Genomic DNA, 19,268 nt, shown 5'->3' with positions numbered 1-19,268 from the left:
CTGCGGTGTGGATCACATCGGGTTCTGACCCCGGGTCACACCAGACGGCGCGCCGTCGCCCAGCGGGTCAGCTCGTGCCGGTTGGAGAGCTGGAGCTTGCGCAGCACCGCGGAGACGTGCGATTCCACCGTCTTCACCGAGATGAAGAGCTGCTTGGCGATCTCCTTGTACGCGTACCCGCGCGCGATCAGCCGCAGCACCTCGCGCTCGCGCTGGGTGAGCCGGTCCAGGTCCTCGTCCACCGGCGGCGCGTCCGTCGAGGCGAACGCGTCGAGCACGAAGCCCGCGAGCCGCGGCGAGAAGACCGCGTCCCCGTCCTGGACCCGGAAGACGGAGTCCACCAGGTCGGTCCCGGTGATGGTCTTGGTGACGTACCCGCGGGCGCCGCCCCGGATGACCCCGATGACGTCCTCGGCCGCGTCCGACACCGACAGCGCCAGGAACCGCACCGGGTTCTCGGCCGCCGCCATCAGCGGGGCGCAGCGGCGCAGCACCTCGACCCCGCCGCCGCCGGGCAGGTGCACGTCGAGGAGCACCACCTCGGGGCGGGTGGCGGTGATGACGGTGACGGCCTGGTCCACGTCGGCCGCCTCGCCGACGACCTCGACCCCGGTCCGCCCGGTCTCGCCGATCTCCGCCTGCACGCCCGTGCGGAACATCCGGTGGTCGTCGACGAGGACCACACGGACCCTCCTGGTCTCCGTCACAGCGCTGTCCTCGGTCATGCCGCCCTCTCCATCTCCAGCTCGACTTCCGTGCCGCCGTCGGGCGCGGACCGTAGTCGCGCGGTCCCGCCGTTGCGCTGCATCCGGCCGATGATCGATTCTCGTACGCCCATCCGGTCGTCCGGTACCGCGTCGATGTCGAAGCCCGGTCCGCGGTCCCGTACGGACACGAACACCGTCCGGCCCTCCACTTCGGCGTACACCTGGACCGGCCCGCCCTCGCCACCGTACTTGGCGGCGTTGACCATCGCCTCGCGCGCGGCCTGGATCTGTGCGCCGAGCTTCTCGTCGAGCGGGCAGTCGCCGACGACGACGACCTCGATGGGGACGCCGTGGTGGTCCTCCACCTCGGCGGCGGTCTTCTTCACGGCCTCCGCGAGCGTCTCCGGCTCCTCGGCCTCGTCCTTGCCGGTGCCCTCGGGCTTGTACAGCCAGTTCCGCAGCTCCCGCTCCTGGGCCCGCGCGAGGCGGCGCACCTCCCCGGCGTCCTCGGCGTTGCGCTGGATCAGGGTGAGGGTGTGCAGCACGGAGTCGTGGACGTGGGCCGCGACCTCGGCGCGCTCCTGGGCGCGGATGCGCATCAGGCGCTCCTCGGAGAGGTCCTGGGTCATCCGGATCAGCCAGGGTCCGGCGAGCAGGGCGACGCCGACGAGGACGGCGAGGGTGGCGGTCAGTACGTTGCCCAGCTGGGCCGCGGAGCCGCGCACGACGATGAAGACGGTGAGGCCCACGCCGACCAGGGCGACGCCCGCGAGCGCGCGGGCGACCTGGAAGAGCCTCCCGTGCCGGCCCACGGCCTCGTTCCAGTGGGCGCGGCGGGCGTTGTCGGCCTGCCGCCACACCAGGACCACGCCGGCCCCGACCAGGAGCGTCGGCCACACGTACCGGCCGGACGCGCCGCCGAGCTGGACCTTGGAGATGAAGATGCCGGCGCCGATGCACAGGGCGATCAGCGCGGTGATCTGGCCGCGCTCGGGCTTGCGCAGCCGCCGGGAGCCGTCGGGGAGGGTCTCGAAGAAGGAGCGGTGTCCGGTGCGGCCGCCGACCCCGAGCGGTACGAAGACCCAGAACGCGGCGTACAGCAGGATGCCGAGGCCGTCACCCCACAGGAACAGCAGCAGGAACGCGAGCCGCACCCAGATGACGGCCAGCCCGAGGTGCCCGGCGAGACCGCGCGCGACGCCGCCGAGCATCCGTCCGTCGGCGCTGCGGTACAGCTTGCGCTGCGGGACTTCGTCGGAATCGGGTGCGTGCGGGATACGGGGGGCGGCGACGGCGGGCATGTCACCGATGGTCACACGCGCGGGTGGTGCGCGGCATCAGGGCAGCCCCCCACTTCTGTCCGGGGGATATCAGGGTTGTCCCAGGGTCGGGCCGGATGTCCACGCGATCGGCGGCCGGTCACCATGGACGCATGACCGAAGTGCACGACACCCCGCCGGCCGGGTCCGGCGCCGCCGCCCCGCCGCCGGCCGAGCGCGCGCCGCTGCGCCGCAGCAAGCGCGACAAGGTCCTGGCCGGCGTGTGCGGGGGGCTGGGCCGGTACTTCGACCTCGACCCGGTCGTCTTCCGGATCGTGCTGGGCGTGCTGGCGGTCACCGGCGGCGTCGGTCTGATCTTCTACGGCTTCGCGTGGCTGCTGCTGCCCCTGGAGGGCGAGGACGACAGCGAGGCCAAGAAGCTGCTGACCGGCCGGGTCGAGGGGGCGACCCTGGCGGCGGTGTTCGCCGCGCTGGTGGGCTGCGCCCTGTTCCTGTCGATGCTGGACAACGGCGGGCTGACGGTCTTCTCCGTCCTGGTCGCCCTGGCCCTGGGCGGGGCCGCGCACTGGTCGCAGCGGCGCCGCAGCGGCGTCGTTCCGGAGGCGCAGGCACCCGCCGCGGCGGCGGCGCACCGCGCCACCGTGTCCGAGACGAAGGCACCGCCCGAGACGCAGGCGCCTCCCGCCCCCGGCGGCCCGTCCTGGTGGCGGGACCCGCTGGTCAAGGACGGCACCACGGGGCCCGTGGGGTCCAGCGGGTACCTGTGGGGCCCGGACGACGCGGCCGGGGCCGCCTCCGACCTTCGGGGCGCGCCCGCGGCGCCCGCGCCCGTCCCGGACGCACCGGTCGCGGCGCGCGGGGGCATCGGCGGCCGGGTCTTCGTCTTCGCGCTGCTCGCCGGGGGCGCCGCCTGCTCGGCCGTCTGGGAGGGCAGCACGCTGAGCCACGCGCTCCAGGTCGGCTTCGCGGCGGCGCTGGTCGCCTTCGGGCTCGGTCTCGCGGTGAGCTCCCTCAAGGGGCGCACCGGATTCGGCACCATCGTGCTGTCGCTGCTCACCGCCGGGCTGCTGGCCGGGGCGACCGCGCTGCCCCAGGAGATCAGCACCGACTGGCACAACGTGGACTGGCGGCCGGCCGCGGTGGCCGACGTACGGCCCGCGTACGAGTCGGGGACCGGCCTGGCCACCTTGGACCTGAGCCGGCTGGACGTGCAGAAGGGCACCACCGTCTCGGTGCACGCCCGGATCGACGCGGGCCGGCTGAAGGTGATCGTCCCCCGGGAGGTCACCGCGCAGGCCGATGTGACGATCCGGCTGGGCGACATCCAGCTGCCCGGGGACACGAGCGAGCAGGTACGCGTCCGGAGCGGCGGCGAAACCCGGCAGGCGACCCTGCCCCCGGCCGCCGGCACCGAGGCCGGCGGGACGATCGAGCTGCACCTGAACGCGGGTGTGGGACAGGTGGAGGTGGCCCGTGCGGCGTCATGAGTTCCAGCCGGGCCGGCTGATCGCGGGCCTGGTCCTGATTGCGGCGGGCGTGCTCTACCTGCTCGACGCGGCCGGCGAGGCCGACCTGCCGTGGTTCTCCGTCCTGCCGATGGCCCTGGGCGGACTGGCGTTCGCCGCGGTCGTCGGGATGGTGACCTACGCGGTGCGCCGGGACCGGCGCGATCGGATCACCGAGTCCAGCGACAGGTAGGGGGCCCCGGCGAGGATCAGCGGGGTCCAGGCCATCAGGTAGATCAGGTCGTTGCCGTAGTAGTACGGGGTCACCGCCCAGGACACCGTGAGCCACAGGCTGAGCGAGATCAGCGCCCCGCCGACGGCGGCGATCCGGGTCAGCAGGCCGGCCAGGACCCCCAGCCCGACCAGGAGCTCCCCGATGGCCAGGGCCACGGCGAAGCCGACGGGCGCCTCCAGGGCCATGTCCACCATGGCGGGGATCGCGGAGGTGTCGCGCACCCCGCGCATCAGGTCGCCGATGGAGCCGTCGCCGGTGGCGGAGAGGAACGCGGAGTCGGTCAGCTTGTCCAGACCCGCGTAGACGAAGGTCACGCCGAGGAAGATCCGCAGGGGCAGGAGGGCGTGGCGGGCGGCAAGGTCCCGCAGCCCTGAAGGGACATCAGTTCGGGTTCGCGTCACCCGACATGTGTACCCGTTTCACTCGGCCACGTCGATGCTGCATCGGTTGGATTCCACTCCGGCGGCGGTGACCACCTGGACCTCGATCCGCCCCGGTTCCACTTCCGCCGGCACCGGCACCGTCAGCACCGCGTCGGAGGGGTTGGTGAACCCGCCCGCCACCGGGACCAGCGGCACGTGCACGTGGACCGCCCCGATCCGCACCACCAGCCTCGCCAGCATCTCCGGGGTCTGCGCCCCCGGCGGCACGAAGCCCACGCCCCGGATCTCGATGTCGTCGCCGGGCCGGACCGCGGCGTCGAGGTCCCCGGGCTCGCGTCTGCGCACCACCGACAGCACGAGGGGGCGGCTGCCCTCCGCGTACTTGGCCGCCAGGTACACCGCCGCCGACAGCGCCACCAGCAGGGCCAGCGCCCAGGGCAGTTGCGGCAGCCGGTCGGGGAACCGGGCCAGCGACACCGCCGCGTAGGCCAGCACCACCGTGGAGACCAGCACGTACTGCGTGTCCGGGAAGGAGCCCCGCCCGGCGTCGTCCGTCAGCAGGTCGGCGCCCGTGGGCCGGTCCGCCGGGAGCTTCTGCAGCCGCTGCCCCATGATCCGTACGGCGACCACCCGGCGCACCAGCACCGCCACCGCGGACGTCAGCGAGAGCACCGCCAGCAGCGGCAGCGCCCGGTCCAGCGCCAGCCCGGCGTACAGCGCCTGGCGCTCCGGGCCCGGCGAGGAGGCCGCCAGGCGCAGCGCGGGGAGCAGCGTGGCGAAGGCCGTCAGGACCAGCCAGGCGCTCGGCACGGCCTTGGAGGTGGACAGCCGGTTGTCCTCGCCGACCAGCGGGGCCAGCAGCCCGCCGCGCAGCGTCTGGGCGCGGGCGGCGACGGTCAGCAGCCCGGCCAGTACGAGCGCGGCCAGCAGCCCGGCGGTGCGCGCGGTGGACCAGCCGGTGCCGAGGGCGGTGCCGACCTGGACGACCAGCAGCACCCCGGCGGCGATCCACACCGCGAGCACGGCCCGCCGCGACAACAGGTACAGCCAGGAGTGCCCGGCCTCGCGGCCGCGGTCGGCCACCGTGCGGGCGGACAGGGTCAGCTCGTCGGAGACCCACTGCCGGGAGGCGCCCAGCGAGTGGGCCACCGCGGCCGGCACGCCCTGCCCGGCCGCGAACTCGTCGCGCTTCTCCAGGAACGCCGCGACCGCCCGGCGGTGTCCCTCGCGGGCGCACTCCTCACAGGTGCAGGCGGCGGTATGAGTGCCTCGGGACATCTCTTGGACAGCCACGTACGTGCCGCCTCTCTGAACTACGGTGCAATGCCAGCGAATTGTGCACCACTGCGGCAGTGTTCCGGATTGCGCACGATGTCAGAGCAGGTGATTAACCGTTCATGATGTTGACGCCACCGACCGCGTCACGGCATTTGACCCAGGGGCTGGTAGCTCACCCAGGCGGCCAGATCGGACCCGAACCGCTCGCGCGCGGCGACCGCGGACCGGTGGTCGATCATCACCGGCTTGCCCGCCGCCCGCGCGATGAGCTGCACCTGCGCCGCCCGTTCCGCCGCGACGAACCACCAGGTGGCGGCGTCCACCGAGCCGCCGACCGTCAGCAGCCCCCGGTTGCGCAGGATCAGCGCCTTGTACGGGCCGAGCGCGCGCCCGATCCGGGCGGCGTCGGCGGGCCCGTCCCCGACGTACTCGTCCAGCAGCGCGTTGTCCTCGTAGAAGGCGCAGGCCTCCTGGGTGATCGGCGCCAGCAGCTCGCCGAGGGCCGCCAGCGCCCTGCCGTACGGGGCCTGCGTGCGGACCACGGCGACCACCTCGGGGCGCTCCCGGTGGACGGCCGCGTGCACGGCGAAGGCCACCTGGTTGACCCTGCGCTCGCCGCGCACCACCCGGCCCTCGCCGTCGACCAGCAGCAGGTCGTCCGGGGTCAGCCCGGCGAAGGCCCGCCCGAACGGGTTCACCCAGTAGCAGTCCTCGAACTCCGGGTCCCGGGCGGTGACGTGCCCCGCCACCCCGTCCTCGTACCCGAGCCGTCCCAGCAGCCGCAGCGCCCCGGCGAGCCGCTCCTTGCGGTGCGCGCGCTCGTCGGCCGGGTCCGCGTGCACGGGCGGCATCTCGAAGCCCAGCCGCTCCACGGGCACGGGTTCGGGCGCGGGTGCGGGCTGGTACGGCATGGGGCCTCCTCCGGGTCGCGGCGCAAGGTACCGGCGCACCCGCCAAGTGGCCAGAGGAACGGCGAAGCCGCCGGTCCCGGGGGGGGGCCGGCGGCTTCGTTTCACGCGCGGGTGGAGCCTGTGGGGACTACTCCCACTCGATGGTGCCCGGGGGCTTGCTCGTGCAGTCCAGGACCACGCGGTTCACGTCCGGCACCTCGTTGGTGATGCGGGTGGAGATCCGCGCGAGGACCTCGTACGGCATGCGCGTCCAGTCCGCGGTCATCGCGTCCTCGGACGAGACGGGGCGCAGCACGATCGGGTGGCCGTAGGTGCGGCCGTCGCCCTGGACGCCGACGCTGCGGACGTCCGCGAGCAGGACGACCGGGCACTGCCAGATCTCGCGGTCCAGGCCGGCCGCGGTGAGCTCGTGGCGGGCGATGGCGTCGGCCTCGCGGAGCAGGTCCAGGCGCTCCTTGGTGACCTCGCCGACGATGCGGATGCCGAGGCCGGGGCCCGGGAAGGGCTGGCGCTGGACGATCTCGTCGGGCAGGCCGAGCTCCTGGCCGACCATCCGGACCTCGTCCTTGAACAGCTGGCGCAGCGGCTCGACGAGCTCGAACTCGATGTCGTCGGGGAGCCCGCCCACGTTGTGGTGGGACTTGATGTTGGCGGTGCCGGTGCCGCCGCCGGACTCGACGACGTCCGGGTAGAGGGTGCCCTGCACGAGGAAGGCGACCGCGGGGCCCTCCTCCTGGAGGATCTCCAGCTGCGCCTGCTCGAACACGCGGATGAACTCGCGGCCGATGATCTTGCGCTTGGTCTCCGGGTCGGAGACCCCGGCCAGCGCGTTCAGGAAGCGCTCCTGCGCGTCGACGACCTTGAGCTGCACGCCGGTCGCGGCGACGAAGTCCTTCTCGACCTGCTCGGTCTCGCCCTTGCGCATCAGGCCGTGGTCGACGTAGACGCAGGTGAGCTGCGAGCCGATGGCCTTCTGGACGAGGGCCGCGGCGACGGCCGAGTCCACGCCGCCGGAGAGGCCGCAGATGGCGCGCTTGTCGCCGACCTGCTCGCGGATGGCCGCGATCTGCTCCTCGACGATGTTGCCGGTGGTCCAGGTGGGGGCCAGGCCGGCGCCGCGGTAGAGGAAGTGCTCCAGGATCTGCTGGCCGTGCGTGGAGTGCATCACCTCGGGGTGGTACTGCACGCCGTACAGCTTCTTCTCGTCGTTCTCGAAGGCCGCGACCGGGACGACGTTGGTCGACGCGGTGACGGTGAAGCCCTCGGGCGCGGCGGAGCAGGCGTCTCCGTGGGACATCCACACCGACTGGTGCTCGGGGGTGCCCTCGAAGAGGGTGGAGCCGGCCTTGGAGACGGCCAGCGGGGTGCGGCCGTACTCGCGGGCGCCGGTGTTGTCGACGGTGCCGCCGAGGGTGACCGCCATCAGCTGGAAGCCGTAGCACATGCCGAAGACCGGGATCCCGGCCTCGAACAGGGCGCGGTCGAGCTGCGGGGCGCCCGCCTCGTACACGGAGGACGGACCGCCGGAGAGGATGATCGCCTTGGGGTTCTTGGCCAGCATCTCGTCGACGGGCATCGAGCTCGGCACGATCTCGCTGTAGACCCGTGCCTCGCGGACGCGGCGGGCGATGAGCTGGGCGTACTGGGCGCCGAAGTCGACGACGAGAACCGTGTCCGGGGCGCTGTCGTGGGCGGCGGAGGGTGCTTCTGGCACGGGGCGGCCTTCCGGCGGAAGAGGTGGCTGTTTTGTCGATTCTAACGGGGGACCTACATGCCTCTTCGTCTCACCATCCGAACCGGCTTGGCCGGGAGCGGGACGGAAGGTAATAATCCGTCCATGCGCAAGCAGCTGAGCTTCCTCTTTACCTATGGCACCGGCCGGTCCGGTCGCCATGGGTCATCGTGATGCTCGCTTGAGCCGCTGACTTCCCAGAGCGCCCCGGTCCGACAGGACCGGGGCGCTCTGCGTTTTCCGGACCTGCGGGCCCCACCCGACAGGAGACCGACCCATGAACACGATCACCACCACCCCGGAGCAGCTGATCGCCGACTCCCGCACGCGCATCGACGCCCTGGACGACCGGATCATCGGCCTGATCCAGGAGCGCATGGCCGTCTCGACGGTCATCCAGGACGCCCGGATCGCCTCCGGCGGCCGCCGGGTGCACCTGTCGCGCGAGATGGAGGTGCTCTCGCATTGGAGCGATGCTCTCGGCAAGCCCGGCACCACCCTGGCCATGACCCTGCTGGAGCTGTGCCGGGGCCGCGTCTGACGGGCGTTCGTCACTCGTCCGGACCGTGACCGCCCCCGCGGGCCTTCGTTGGTGAGGATGTCCGCGCCATCCAGGGGCGGGATCGCAACACCACGCGTGGCTCCGCTGGAGCGATGAGACGTACGCCCCGTGGAGCGTGCGTCGTGGGACCTCGCTCCAACGCGTGACCGGACGGCAGGGGACAGCAGGCCGGTCACCCCGTAAAAGAAGACGGCCGGCCCGGGGGACGCCCCGGACCGGCCGTTCTTCTTGTGCTGCGGTCCTGTGTACTACGGCCTGCGGCCCGCGCCGTTACGCGCGGCCCTCGGCCGCTCGGCGGCGGAACACCAGGAACAGCAGGCCGCCCGCGGCGACGAGGGCAGCTCCACCGGCCGCGACCGGGCCGACGGTGCTGCCGGTGGAGGCCAGGTCGCCGTTCGGCTTGGCGGCGTTGCCGGCGGTGGGTGCGGCCGACGGGGTGAGCGTGGCGCCCGGGGTCGGGGCGCCGGTGCCCGTGGAGGCGGACGGGTCCGGGGACGGCCCGGTGCCGCCGCCCTTCGCGTTGATCACGAAGGCGGCCTTGTTGTTCGCGTGGTCCGGGTCCCAGTCCTGCGGGGTCGGGGCGCCGCTCTCGCTCCACCAGCCGCCGACCGAGACGGAGCCGGTGGCGTCCGCCACGACCTTCTCGATCTTCAGCTCGAAGGGGTAGGCGAACTTCTGCTTCTCCCCGATGATGTGCGTCGTCGAGCAGACGTAGCGCGGGGCGCCCAGGTTCTCCTCGCGGTACTTGCCGTCGGCCGTGACGCCGCGGCACTGCTCCGGCGCCTTGGTGACCTTCGCGCCCTCCGGGATCACGATGTCCGTCCGGGCTACGTCCTCACCGGAGCGGATGTACGCGACCCACGCCGGGCCGTCGTTCCGGAAGCCGAGCTCGGCCTTGACCGTCTCCCCCGCCCTGCCCTTGACGGAGGTGGCGGCGGCGACCAGGTCGGCGGAGTTCTTCACCGTGAAGTCGAACTCGTGGTAGTTGTTCCACGGGTCCAGGTCGCCCGAGCTCAGCGCGGCCTTGGCCGGGCGCTGCTTGAACTCCAGCTTCTTGCCCGTGCTGGGCTTGGTCAGCTTCTGCGGGGTCTTCGACTGGGCGCCCGCCTCGCGCACCGCGTAGGTCATCCCGTCGATGAATCCGTGCGGGGCGGCCTTGAGGGTCAGCCGGCCGACCTCGTAGACCGCGCCCGGTACGAACTCGCCGTCGAGCGTGCAGACCGTCTTGCCCCAGCCCATGTTCCAGGACTGGCCGGGGGCGTTGTCCTCGCTGTAGACGCAGTTGTCGTACTTCTCGACGAGGCCGATGCCGTGCGTGGTGTTCAGCTCCAGCGCCACGCCCTGGACGGCCTCCGTGCCCGCGTTGCCGAACACGACCGGCAGCGGCTGCGTGCCGCCCGGGTTCATCTCCCTCTTGAGGGGGGCCTCCTCCAGCACCAGGTCGGGGCCGCCGACCTTGACCTTGGTGGTGGCGGCCTTGAAGCTGGCGCCCTCGGCCCGGCCGGTCATGGTCAGGTCGACCGTCGTACCGGGCTTGCTGTCCTTGGCGGCGCTGAGGTCCAGCGCCACGATCCCGCTGTCCTGCGTCCACACCGCGGACCTCTTGCAGGTCACGCTGGTCGCGGTGAGCGTGCAGGAGTTGGTCTGCTCCCTCGCGAGCGCGACGTCGGCGACGCCCTTGAGCCCGCTCAGGTCGATGGTGAAAGTGCTCTCGCGGTCGAAGACCGTCCCGGTCCCGTTGTTCACCCGGAAGTCGACGGAGGTCTTCTGCGCCTCACCGCCCTGGCCGGGATGGGGGCGGAGCCCGATCCGGTCCGGGCTGCTGAGGGTGAAGACGGGGTCCGCGGCGTTCGCGGGAGCGGCGGCCAGACCCACGGCCACCAGGCCGGCTGACGCCAGCAGGGAGATGCGCTTTCTCATGCTCCCGATGACCTGCGAGGGTCCGTCTCAGTTGCGCTGCTCACTCTGTGACGGACACCACAGTCCCCGCTCCCCGATTCCGGTACAACCATCAGGGTTGAACATCTGTCACCTATGTACCTCGGTGGGTACCGCGCTCGGAGGGGGAGTGCGGTACCCACCGGTGTCATCCGGCCGGTTCCGGTTCGGTCGGGTGCGCGGGCCGCGGCGGCATCTCGGGCACCGCCAGGAACGGCAGGCGCAGCGCGCCGAAGGCCTTCTCGGGGACCGCCGGACGGACCGGTTCCACCGCCGCCAGGCGGGTGTACTCCTCACCCTGCTCCGGCCGCGGGTCCCGCTCGCCCAGGTTCGGCCAGAACGACATCGCCCGCTCCGCCTGCGCGGTGATCGTCAGCGACGGGTTGACCCCGAGGTTCGCCGAGACCGCCGAACCGTCCACCACCGAGATGCCCGGGTGCCCGTAGAGCCGGTGGTACGGGTCCACCACGCCCTCCGCGGGCGAGGCTCCGATCGGGCAGCCCCCGAGGAAGTGCGCGGTCAGCGGGGTGCCCATCAGCTCGCCCACGTTGCTGCCCGGAAAGCCGTTGATCTCCTCCGCCAGCAGGGTCGCCGCCTGCGTGGCCTCGGCGATCTGCACCGGGTTGGGCGCTCCGTGGCCCTGGCGGGCGGTGAGCAGACCCTTGCCGAGGCCGCCGGGCTTGCGGTAGGTCGTCAGGGAGTTGTCCAGCGACTGCATGACCAGGCCGATGATGGTCCGCTCCGACCAGCGCCGGTTCGACAGCGAGCGCGCCAGCTGGACCGGGTGGCGGACGGTCCGGCCGAGCCAGGCCCGTACCCGGTGCTTGCCGTACGGGACCTGCAGGACCGTCAGGAACCCCATCGCGTTGGAGCCCCTGCCGTAGCGGACGGGCTCGATGTGGGTGTCGGCGTTCGGGTGCACGGAGGAGGTGATCGCCACGCCCCGGGTGAAGTCGGCGCGCCGCTCCCCGCCGGGGACCGCGCCGCGGCGCTTGCGGTAGCGGCGGTCGTCGGTCTGCGCGCCGACCAGGCCCTCGGAGTTGGTCCGGGTCAGGTCGCCGAGCCGGTCCGAGAGGTGCGGGAGCTCGCCGCGGTCCTTCATCGTGTGCAGCAGGGTCTGGGTGCCGTACGTGCCCGCCGCGACCACGACGTAGCGGGCGCGCAGCACCTTCGCCTTTCCCTTGCGGCGGCCGTCGGTGGGGACCGTGCGGATGCGGTGTCCGCCGTCGGGGTGCTCGGAGATCGCGGTGACGGTGGTCATCGGGTGGATGACGGCGCCGGCGCGCTCGGCGAGGTGCAGGTAGTTCTCGTTCAGGGTGTTCTTCGCGCCGTGCCGGCACCCGGTCATGCACTCGCCGCACTCGGTGCAGGCCTTGCGGGAGGGGCCGGCGCCGCCGAAGTACGGGTCGGCGACCTCCTCGCCGGGGCGTGCGCCACTGCCCCCTTCGGCGTCCTTTCCGTCTCCGAAGAAGACGCCGACCGGGGCCATGTGGAAGGAGTCCGCGACGCCCATCTTCTCGGCGGCCGCCTTGAGGTGGACGTCGGAGGGGGTCATCGTCGGATTGAGCCGGACGCCGAGCATCCGCTTGGCCTGTTCGTAGTACGGGGCGAGCTCCGCGTGCCAGTCGGTGATGGACGCCCACTGCCGGTCCTCGAAGAAGGCGGTGGGCGGCACGTACAGCGTGTTGGCGTAGTTGAGCGAGCCGCCGCCCACCCCGGCGCCCGCGAGCACCATCACGTTGCCGAGCAGGTGGATGCGCTGGATCCCGTACAGCCCGAGGGCCGGGGCCCACAGGTAGTTGCGCAGGTCCCAGCTGTTGCGCGGCAGGCTCTCGCGGGTGAACCGGCGCCCCGCCTCCAGGACGCCGACCCGGTACCCCTTCTCGGTCAGCCGCAGTGCCGAGACCGACCCTCCGAAGCCCGATCCGATGACGATCACGTCGTAGTCGTAGTCATGGTCGTACGACACTGCTTGTGCCTCCTAAAGGGGTACCCGACAGGGGTTAGCGCAGGCGGAGGGCCTTCATGACCTTGAGGCTGCGGGTCATGAACGCCGCGTACTTCTCGTCGTCCATCCCCAGCGAGGGACCCATCGGCAGCAGCCGCTGGTGGGCGACGGTCTGGGCCTCGGTGTACTTGAGGATGCCCTCGGAGCCGTGGCGGCGGCCGAGGCCGGAGTCCTTCATTCCGCCCATGGGCGCCTGGGCGCTGCCGTAGGCCGGGGCGTAGCCCTCGTTGATGTTGACGGTCCCGGTGCGCAGGCGGGCGGCGACGGCGTGGCCGCGGCGGGCGTCCTTCGTCCACACGCTGGAGTTCAGGCCGTACGAGGTCGCGTTGGCCTGGGCGACGGCCTCGTCCTCGTCGGTGAAGCGGTAGATGGAGACGACCGGGCCGAAGGTCTCCTCCCCGCACACCGCCATCGGGGTCTCGACGCCGTCGAGGATGGTGGGCTCGTAGAAGAGCGGGCCGATGTCGGGGCGGGCGGTGCCGCCCGCGACGAGGGTGGCGCCCTTGGCGACGGCCTCGTCCACGTGCCGCTGCACGGTCTCCAGCTGGCGTTCGCCGACGAGGGAGCCCATGTCCGCGCCGTAGGCCAGCGAGGCGCCCAGGCGCATGGCCTTCGTACGGGCGGCGAAGCGGGCGACGAACTCGTCGGCGACCGAGGCGTGCACGTACAGCCGCTCGATGGATATGCAGAGCTGGCCGGCGGAGGAGAAGCAGGCGCGGACGGCGCCCGCGGCGGCCTTCTCGATGTCGGCGTCGTGCAGCACGAGCATGGCGTTCTTGCCGCCGAGTTCGAGGGAGACCCCGACGAGGCGGGCGGCGGCGCCCTGGGCGACCTCGCGGCCGGTGCGCGTGGAGCCGGTGAAGGAGACGTAGTCGGCGTGGCGGACCACCTCGGGGCCGACGACCGGGCCCTCGCCGAGCACGATCTGGAACACCTCGGCGGGCAGCCCGGCCTCGATCAGCAGGTCACGGGCCCACAGCGCGGTGAGCGCGGTCTCGGTGTCGGGCTTCATGACCAGCGCGTTGCCGGAGACGAAGGCGGGCAGGGCGTCGCCGACCGACAGCTCCAGCGGGTAGTTCCAGGGCGCGATCTGGCCGACGACCCCGCGCGGCTGGCGCAGTTCGGTGACCTTGGTCAGGGTGGGCATGGCACCGGTGTGGCCCTTGGGGCGCAGGTACGACGCCGCCTTGCGGCCGTAGTGGCGCGCGGCGATGGAGACGGCCTGGACCTCTTCGTGGGCGTGCAGGCGGGCCTTGCCGGTCTCCAGCTGGATCAGGTCGAGCACCTCGGCCTGCCGCTCCAGGACCAGGTCGTGGAAGCGCAGCAGTACGGCGGACCGCGCCCGGACGGACAGGGCGGCCCAGGCGGGCTGCGCGGCGCGGGCCTTCTCGAAGGCGGCGGCCACGTCCTCGGCGGTCGCCTCGGGGAGGTCCGCCAGCTTGGCCCCGGTGAAGGGGGTGTGGTTGGCGGTTCGGCCGGAGCCGATCACTCCGCGGGTCAGCCGGGTGACCAGTTCGGGGGTCACCACGTCGGCGGCGGTGCGGGCGCCGGCCGGGGCGGCGGCGACCGGGTTGGTGGGCTGCGGAGCGGTGCGGAGGGGGGCCGGGGCCTGCGAGTCCGTCATGGCGGTGAGCGTATTCCGCCTGCGGGGCTTTGGGTACCCGTGGGTAACCGGATTTTGCCATTTCCGCCAGTGATCGCTGGCAGGATGACGGGAAAGCCCCGATCGGTGCCCGGTCGGCGCCGGTGCCGGTGCCGGTGCGTGCCGGTGCCGGTGCGTGCCTGCGCCGGTGCCGTTGCCTGCGCCAGTGCTACCCGGCGGGCTGCCAGCCGCTGAGCACCGTGTCGAACTGGGCGCGCGTCGTCGTCCAGTCGCCGACCGGGCCCGCCATGTAGATGGCGTACTCGAGCCCGTTCGGCGCGACGTACGCCTGCTCGATGGCCCGGCGGGGCCCGGCATGGGTCCCCTTCTCGGTCCACGTGAAGTCCCACATGGCGGCCTTCGTCTGGTCCCGGAAGGTGTTCGGCTTCAGCTTCAGCCGCTTGTACTCCGCCCGCAGGCGCACCTGCTTCTCCAGGTCGAGCAGGTGCATGTACGGGTTCTCGAAGGCCGGCTTGCCCGCCGCGATCCGGATGAAGTGCTTTCCGTCGTCGCCGGTGTAGTCGATCTGGTTGCCTTCCACCTCCCGCCTCCAGCCGTCCGGGACGAACAGCGTGAAGCCCTCGGGATCGGTGACCTCGGTGAAGCCCGCCGGAACCGTCTCGGCCTCGTCGTTCTTGCCGTCACCGGGCTCGCCGGGCTCGCCGGAGGCGCCGGCCGTCGTCCGGTCGCCGTCCTTCGCGCCGTCCGCGTAGTCGGTGTACTTCAGCACCCCGAACACACCGCCGCCGCCGAGCAGCGCCGCCACCAGGGCGACCGCCGCGGCGCGCTTGATCCGGCCCGGGCCGGGCTTCTCGTTCACGGGCGGGGCCGACTCCCGCAGGGCGGCCGTCGGCGTGTACTCCTCCGCCGGGGCGGCCTGCTGCTGCGGGCGGGCGGGGGCCAGCTCCTCCTGGGCGACCGCGCGCGTCGGGACGTACGCCTGGGCCGACCTCGGCTCCCGGCCCTCCATCGCCTCCAGCAGCATCCGCTCGGCCTCCACCGCCGACGGCCGCTGCGCCGGGTCCTTGCGCAGCAGGGCCGTGATGACCGGGCCCAGCGCACCGGACTGGCGCAGGGCGGGCGGTTCGTCGTTGACGACGGCCTGCAGGCTGGAGATGGGCGAGGTGCGGCGGAACGGCGAGCGGGCCTCGACGGCCGTGTACAGCGTCGCGCCGAGCGACCACAGGTCGGACGCCGGGTCCGGGGCCCCGCCGGTGACCCGCTCGGGGGCCAGGTAGTCGATGGAGCCGACGAGTTCGCCGGTGCGCGTGATGGAGGAGTCGCCCTCGATCGCGGCGATCCCGAAGTCCGTGAGCAGCACCCGGCCGTCCTTGGCCAGCAGCACGTTGCCGGGCTTCACGTCCCGGTGCAGTACGCCGACCGCGTGCGCGGCCCGCAGCGCGCCCAGCACGTGGAGCCCGATCCGGGCCGCCTCGCGGGGCTCGATCCGGCCGGCCGCCTTGGCCGCGTCCGCGAGGGAGGGGCCGTCGATGTACTCCATGACGATCCACGGCCGGTCGTCGTGCTCCAGCACGTCGTGGACGGTGACGACGGCCGGGTGCTGGATCCGGGCCGCTGCCCGGGCCTCCTTCTGCGTCCGGGCGTGCATGACGTCCCGGTCGGCCTGGGCGACGTACAGACCCGCTGTCAGTTCCTTGACGGCGACGGTCCTGTGCAGCAGCTCGTCATGCGCGCGCCACACCCTGCCCATGCCGCCACGGCCGATGGGCTCCACGAGCCGGTACCGGCCCGCAAGCACCGCACCCGCACCTGTCTGCTGTTCCACGAATCCCCGCCGCTCTGTGCACTTCGGGCCAGATTACGGAGCGCTCGGGTGCTGCCGGAACCACGCAGGGGTGGTGAGACAGCACTGTGACGCAATTGCCGTACTGATCCCCCGTCAGCAGGGCTTCATCCGCCCGACTTGTAACTCGCCGTGGCCTTCTCGAAGACCTCGGTGACCTTGCCTTCCTGGTCCTGCGGGCCGGTGACGAGGACGACGTGGTAGGTGCCGCCGAGCGCGACGACGAAATTGCGGGCCACGACGGAGCGGCCGTTGCCGTCGATCCAGGTGTACCGGCCGGTGACGCGGAGCTGGTTGCCCACCTTCGTGGAGCGGATGTCGCTGACGCTGGACCAGGTGGAGGAGCGGTACGGGGCCAGCTCCGGCTCCTTGTCCTTCTGGTAGGTCGCCGGGTCGGGGTTGGCCCCCTCGACCTTGTCCCGGCCCGGGACGACGGTCAGGGCGAAGTCCCCGTCGGTGTACCGCACCTGGCCGGACTCGTTCACGCCGCGGCGCTCCCAGCCGTTGGGGACGACGATCTCGAAGTGCTCGGCGTCCTGCTGGGTGGTGTAGCCGGCCGGGGCCGGGGCGTTGGTCTGCGGCGCGGGCCGCGACTCGGGCGGGCTCGCCGACGGGCTGGGGGTCGGCGCCGGGCTCTTGCCCGGCGGCGCAGTCTGCTGGGGCTGCCGGCTCTGCTGCGCGGGCCCCTTGGCGTCCGGGTCCTGGTCCGCCGCCCGGGGCATGAAGAACATCGCGTAGGCCACGGCCCCGGCGAGGAGCGCCAGGATGCCGACGAGCAGGCTCCGCCCGAGGGCGCGGGGCTTCCTGGGGGCGGTGGGGTTGCGGTGGCGGCCGTGCAGGTCGCCGCGCCGCCGTACGACGGGCAGCCGCGCGGGATCCGGCTCCGGCATCGGGAGCATGCCGTAGCCGCCGCCGTCGGGCTCGGGGGCGGAGCGCACGAGGGAGCGCAGCCAGCCGCGGAGTTCCTCGAAGTCGGGGCGCTCGGTGGGGTCCTGGCGCAGCAGCGACTCCACGACGGGGCGCAGGGGCCCGCACTCCTCGGCGAAGGCCGGGGGCTCCGCGCAGACCATCTCCACGAGCTCGGCGACGCTGTCCTCGGGGTACGGGGCGTGGCCCTGCACGGCCCGGTACAGCAGCGCGCCGAGCGCCCAGAGGTCGGTGGCGGGCCCGACGGGCGCGGCGAGCTGCCAGTGCCCGTGGACCGGGCCGGCCTGCTCGGGCGCCCACCGCTCGGTGACGGCCCCGACGACGGCCATCCGCGTCTGCCGGGCCCGCTCGGCATCCAACCCACTCCGCGGCCCCCCACCCCACCCGGGCCCGTCGGCGGGGCCGTGCCCGGCGGTACCGCCGCCGCGGGGGCCGTACCCCGGGCCGCCGGGGCCATGGCCGCCGCCGGGGCCCGAGCCGATGCCGCCGGGGCCAATGCCAAGACCCGCGCCGGAGCCGTTCGCCGAGCCGTAGCCACTGCCCGCACCGGAGCCGTAACCCGGGCCGCCGCCAACGGCGGTGCTGGCTGCGCCGCCCGGGCCGTGGCCCGGGTTGCCGGGGCCTTGGCCGTCGCCGGGGCCGATGCCCGAGCCGATGCCGACGGCGGTGCTGGCTGCGCCGCCTGGGCCGTAGCCCGGGTTGCCGGGGCCAGCGCCCGGGTTGCCGGGGGTTCCGTGGTCGGTGCCCGGGGCGGTGCCGGACCCGTAGCCGTTGCCCGGCTCGGTGCCGAAGGCGGCATCACGGGCGGGGCCGACGCCGGGCGCTGGGACGGTGGCCTCGCCGTCGCCGGGGGTCCCGGCCGGGCCGGGAGAGGAGTGGCGGCCCGGGGCGTCGTCCGGGAGGGCCGGCGGCGGGGGTTGCGCCTGCCGGTAGCCCTGCGGGAGGGCGAGTTGCGCGGGCAGCGCGGGGCGGGGCGGGATCTCTCCCGGTGCCGGGGGCCGGCCCTGCGGGAGCTCCGGCGCGGGTTGGCGGCGCGGGGTGGCGCCGTGCCAGCTCGTGCCCGTCTCCGGGCCGCCGTACGGGTACGAGTACCCCTGCGGGAGGGTCGACCCCTCGGGGCGCGGCTCGGGCCCGGACCCCGGCTCCGGCTCGCCCTTGCGCTGCTCGGCGATGCGGGCGGCGGCCTGCGCCCCGGCCCGGTACGCGGCGATGGCCCCGGCCCGCGCGGCGGCCCTCAGTTCGGGCCGGCCCTCTGCGCTCCCGGGGGTGATGTGGTCGCTGTACCGCGGCCCGGTGTCGTACCCCGGAGCCACGAGCGGCGCGTACCCCGCCCCGGGCACCCCGTCGGGCCCCGCCCCGCGCTCCGCGCCCCCGGCCAACTGCGGCCCGGCCCCGCCCGCACCACCGCCAGAGGCCCCAGGTCCCGCACCGGGCAACCCGTCCGGTCCCGCCCCGCGTTCCGCGCCCCCGGCCGACTCCGGACCGGCCGGCGCCGCGCCAGGGGCATGCCCGCGCGGCTGCTCCGTACCCACGGCGAAGCCGCCCGCGGCGCCGGACCAGCCCGCGCCACCGCCAGAAGTGCCGGGGCCCGCGCCGGGCAACCCGTCCTGGGTCGCCCCGCGCTCCACAGCCCCGGGCAGCCACGGCCCGGCCGGCGCCGCGCCGGGGGCGAGGCCGCGCGGCTGCTCCGTACCTGCGGCGAAGCCGCCCGGCGGGGCGTCGCGGTCCGGGCCCGGGCCACCGCCCCAGCTCGCCTCGTCGCCCGGCGCGGGCGGGACCGGGTCGTAGCCGCACAGGGCTTCCTCCGCGGCGCCCGCGGCCAGGCCGGTCAGGACGACCCGCCCGTCCTCGCAGATCAGTACCGTCCGCATCGTGATGTTCCGGTGCGTCCAGCCGTGCGCATGCAGCACCCGCAGCGCGGTCAGCACGTCCGACGCCACTTCCGCCGCGCGGTACGGGCTCAGCGGTTCATCGGCGATCAGCGCCGCCAGCGGCCTGGCCGGGACCAGTTCGCTCACTATCCACAGCGACCCGCCCTCGGCGAACACGTCGAAGACCTGGTCCAGCCTCGGATGGTCCGGCACGGACGCGGCCGCCTGCGCCGCGGCGATGGCCCGCCGCACGGCCGGCAGTTCCCCCGCCGGGCGCCGCCCGGCCACCGGGCCACGCGTCCCGTCCAGCAGTTCCGCGTCCACGACTTCCGGCAACGGGACCTGCCGTACCAGGACTTCCTGTCCGCTGCGCGTGTCGAAGGCCCGGGTCTCGACCAGCTCGTACTCGTCCGACGGCGGCAGCGGCAGACGGTAGCGCTCGGCCAGGATCCGGCCCGCATAGTCGTCCACTTCGCCTCCCCCGA

The 19,268-nt window shown here is 73.5% G+C and carries 14 protein-coding genes; 3 read left to right on the top strand and 11 right to left on the bottom strand.

The window, feature by feature from the left end; genetic code table 11:
- Positions 1-35: 35 nt before the first annotated feature.
- Together ACZ7GJ_RS13185 and ACZ7GJ_RS13180 are read right to left on the bottom strand one after the other, a co-directional pair.
- Positions 36-725 carry a LuxR C-terminal-related transcriptional regulator gene (locus ACZ7GJ_RS13185; protein ID WP_470751400.1) on the bottom strand — a complete coding sequence of 230 codons (690 nt, stop codon included), beginning with the start codon at positions 723-725 and terminating at the stop codon, positions 36-38.
- A complete protein-coding gene (locus ACZ7GJ_RS13180; RefSeq protein ID WP_470751399.1) occupies positions 722-2,008 on the bottom strand; it encodes an ATP-binding protein in 1,287 nt (428 codons plus the stop codon). The genes ACZ7GJ_RS13185 and ACZ7GJ_RS13180 overlap by 4 nt, the downstream gene beginning before the upstream one ends.
- A 131-nt stretch (positions 2,009-2,139) precedes the next feature.
- On the opposite strand from ACZ7GJ_RS13180, the gene ACZ7GJ_RS13175 reads away from it, so the two are divergent.
- Together ACZ7GJ_RS13175 and ACZ7GJ_RS13170 are read left to right on the top strand one after the other, a co-directional pair.
- Positions 2,140-3,474 (top strand): PspC domain-containing protein, encoded by a 1,335-nt coding sequence (locus ACZ7GJ_RS13175; RefSeq protein ID WP_470751397.1) that lies wholly within the window; start codon positions 2,140-2,142, stop codon positions 3,472-3,474.
- On the top strand, positions 3,461-3,685 hold the full coding sequence (locus ACZ7GJ_RS13170) for a hypothetical protein (RefSeq protein WP_470751395.1): 225 nt from the start codon (positions 3,461-3,463) through the stop codon (positions 3,683-3,685). Before ACZ7GJ_RS13175 ends, ACZ7GJ_RS13170 begins: the two co-directional genes overlap by 14 nt.
- Here the strand turns inward: ACZ7GJ_RS13170 and ACZ7GJ_RS13165 are convergent.
- The 4 genes from ACZ7GJ_RS13165 to guaA form a co-directional block, all read right to left on the bottom strand.
- Positions 3,631-4,128, bottom strand: a complete 498-nt coding sequence (locus tag ACZ7GJ_RS13165; protein ID WP_470751393.1) for a DoxX family protein — start codon at positions 4,126-4,128, stop codon at positions 3,631-3,633. The genes ACZ7GJ_RS13170 and ACZ7GJ_RS13165 overlap by 55 nt on opposite strands.
- Positions 4,129-4,146: 18 nt before the next feature.
- Positions 4,147-5,388, bottom strand: coding sequence for a hypothetical protein (locus ACZ7GJ_RS13160; RefSeq protein ID WP_470751575.1), 1,242 nt, complete (start codon positions 5,386-5,388; stop codon positions 4,147-4,149).
- Between the two features lie 143 nt (positions 5,389-5,531).
- A complete protein-coding gene (locus tag ACZ7GJ_RS13155) occupies positions 5,532-6,299 on the bottom strand; it encodes a class II aldolase/adducin family protein (protein ID WP_470751391.1) in 768 nt (255 codons plus the stop codon).
- A gap of 127 nt (positions 6,300-6,426) precedes the next feature.
- Positions 6,427-8,013, bottom strand: coding sequence for a glutamine-hydrolyzing GMP synthase (gene guaA / locus ACZ7GJ_RS13150; protein WP_470751390.1), 1,587 nt, complete (start codon positions 8,011-8,013; stop codon positions 6,427-6,429).
- A 295-nt stretch (positions 8,014-8,308) separates the two neighbouring features.
- On the opposite strand from guaA, the gene ACZ7GJ_RS13145 reads away from it, so the two are divergent.
- Entirely contained in the window at positions 8,309-8,572 is a 264-nt protein-coding gene (locus ACZ7GJ_RS13145; RefSeq protein ID WP_470751388.1) for a chorismate mutase, read from the top strand.
- 291 nt (positions 8,573-8,863) lie between these two features.
- Here ACZ7GJ_RS13145 and ACZ7GJ_RS13140 read toward each other — a convergent pair whose 3' ends face one another.
- The 5 genes from ACZ7GJ_RS13140 to ACZ7GJ_RS13120 all read right to left on the bottom strand — a co-directional run bounded on the left by ACZ7GJ_RS13140 (position 8,864) and on the right by ACZ7GJ_RS13120 (position 19,254).
- On the bottom strand, positions 8,864-10,513 hold the full coding sequence (locus tag ACZ7GJ_RS13140; protein WP_470751387.1) for a peptidase: 1,650 nt from the start codon (positions 10,511-10,513) through the stop codon (positions 8,864-8,866).
- A gap of 166 nt (positions 10,514-10,679) precedes the next feature.
- The gene (locus ACZ7GJ_RS13135) at positions 10,680-12,500 is read right to left on the bottom strand and encodes a GMC oxidoreductase (RefSeq protein ID WP_470751386.1); all 1,821 of its coding nucleotides are present in this window, start codon (positions 12,498-12,500) and stop codon (positions 10,680-10,682) included.
- Between the two features lie 34 nt (positions 12,501-12,534).
- Positions 12,535-14,163, bottom strand: a complete 1,629-nt coding sequence (locus ACZ7GJ_RS13130) for a succinic semialdehyde dehydrogenase (RefSeq protein ID WP_470751385.1) — start codon at positions 14,161-14,163, stop codon at positions 12,535-12,537.
- A gap of 187 nt (positions 14,164-14,350) precedes the next feature.
- On the bottom strand, positions 14,351-15,967 hold the full coding sequence (locus ACZ7GJ_RS13125) for a serine/threonine-protein kinase (protein ID WP_470751384.1): 1,617 nt from the start codon (positions 15,965-15,967) through the stop codon (positions 14,351-14,353).
- 125 nt (positions 15,968-16,092) lie between these two features.
- Entirely contained in the window at positions 16,093-19,254 is a 3,162-nt protein-coding gene (locus ACZ7GJ_RS13120) for a serine/threonine-protein kinase (RefSeq protein WP_470751383.1), read from the bottom strand.
- Between the last annotated feature and the right edge of the window lie 14 nt (positions 19,255-19,268).

It is taken from the genome of Streptomyces sp. NPDC037242 (genome assembly GCF_055604165.1).
Note: the sequence above shows the minus strand (reverse complement) of the source record. Positions and strands in the feature narration are given on the sequence as shown.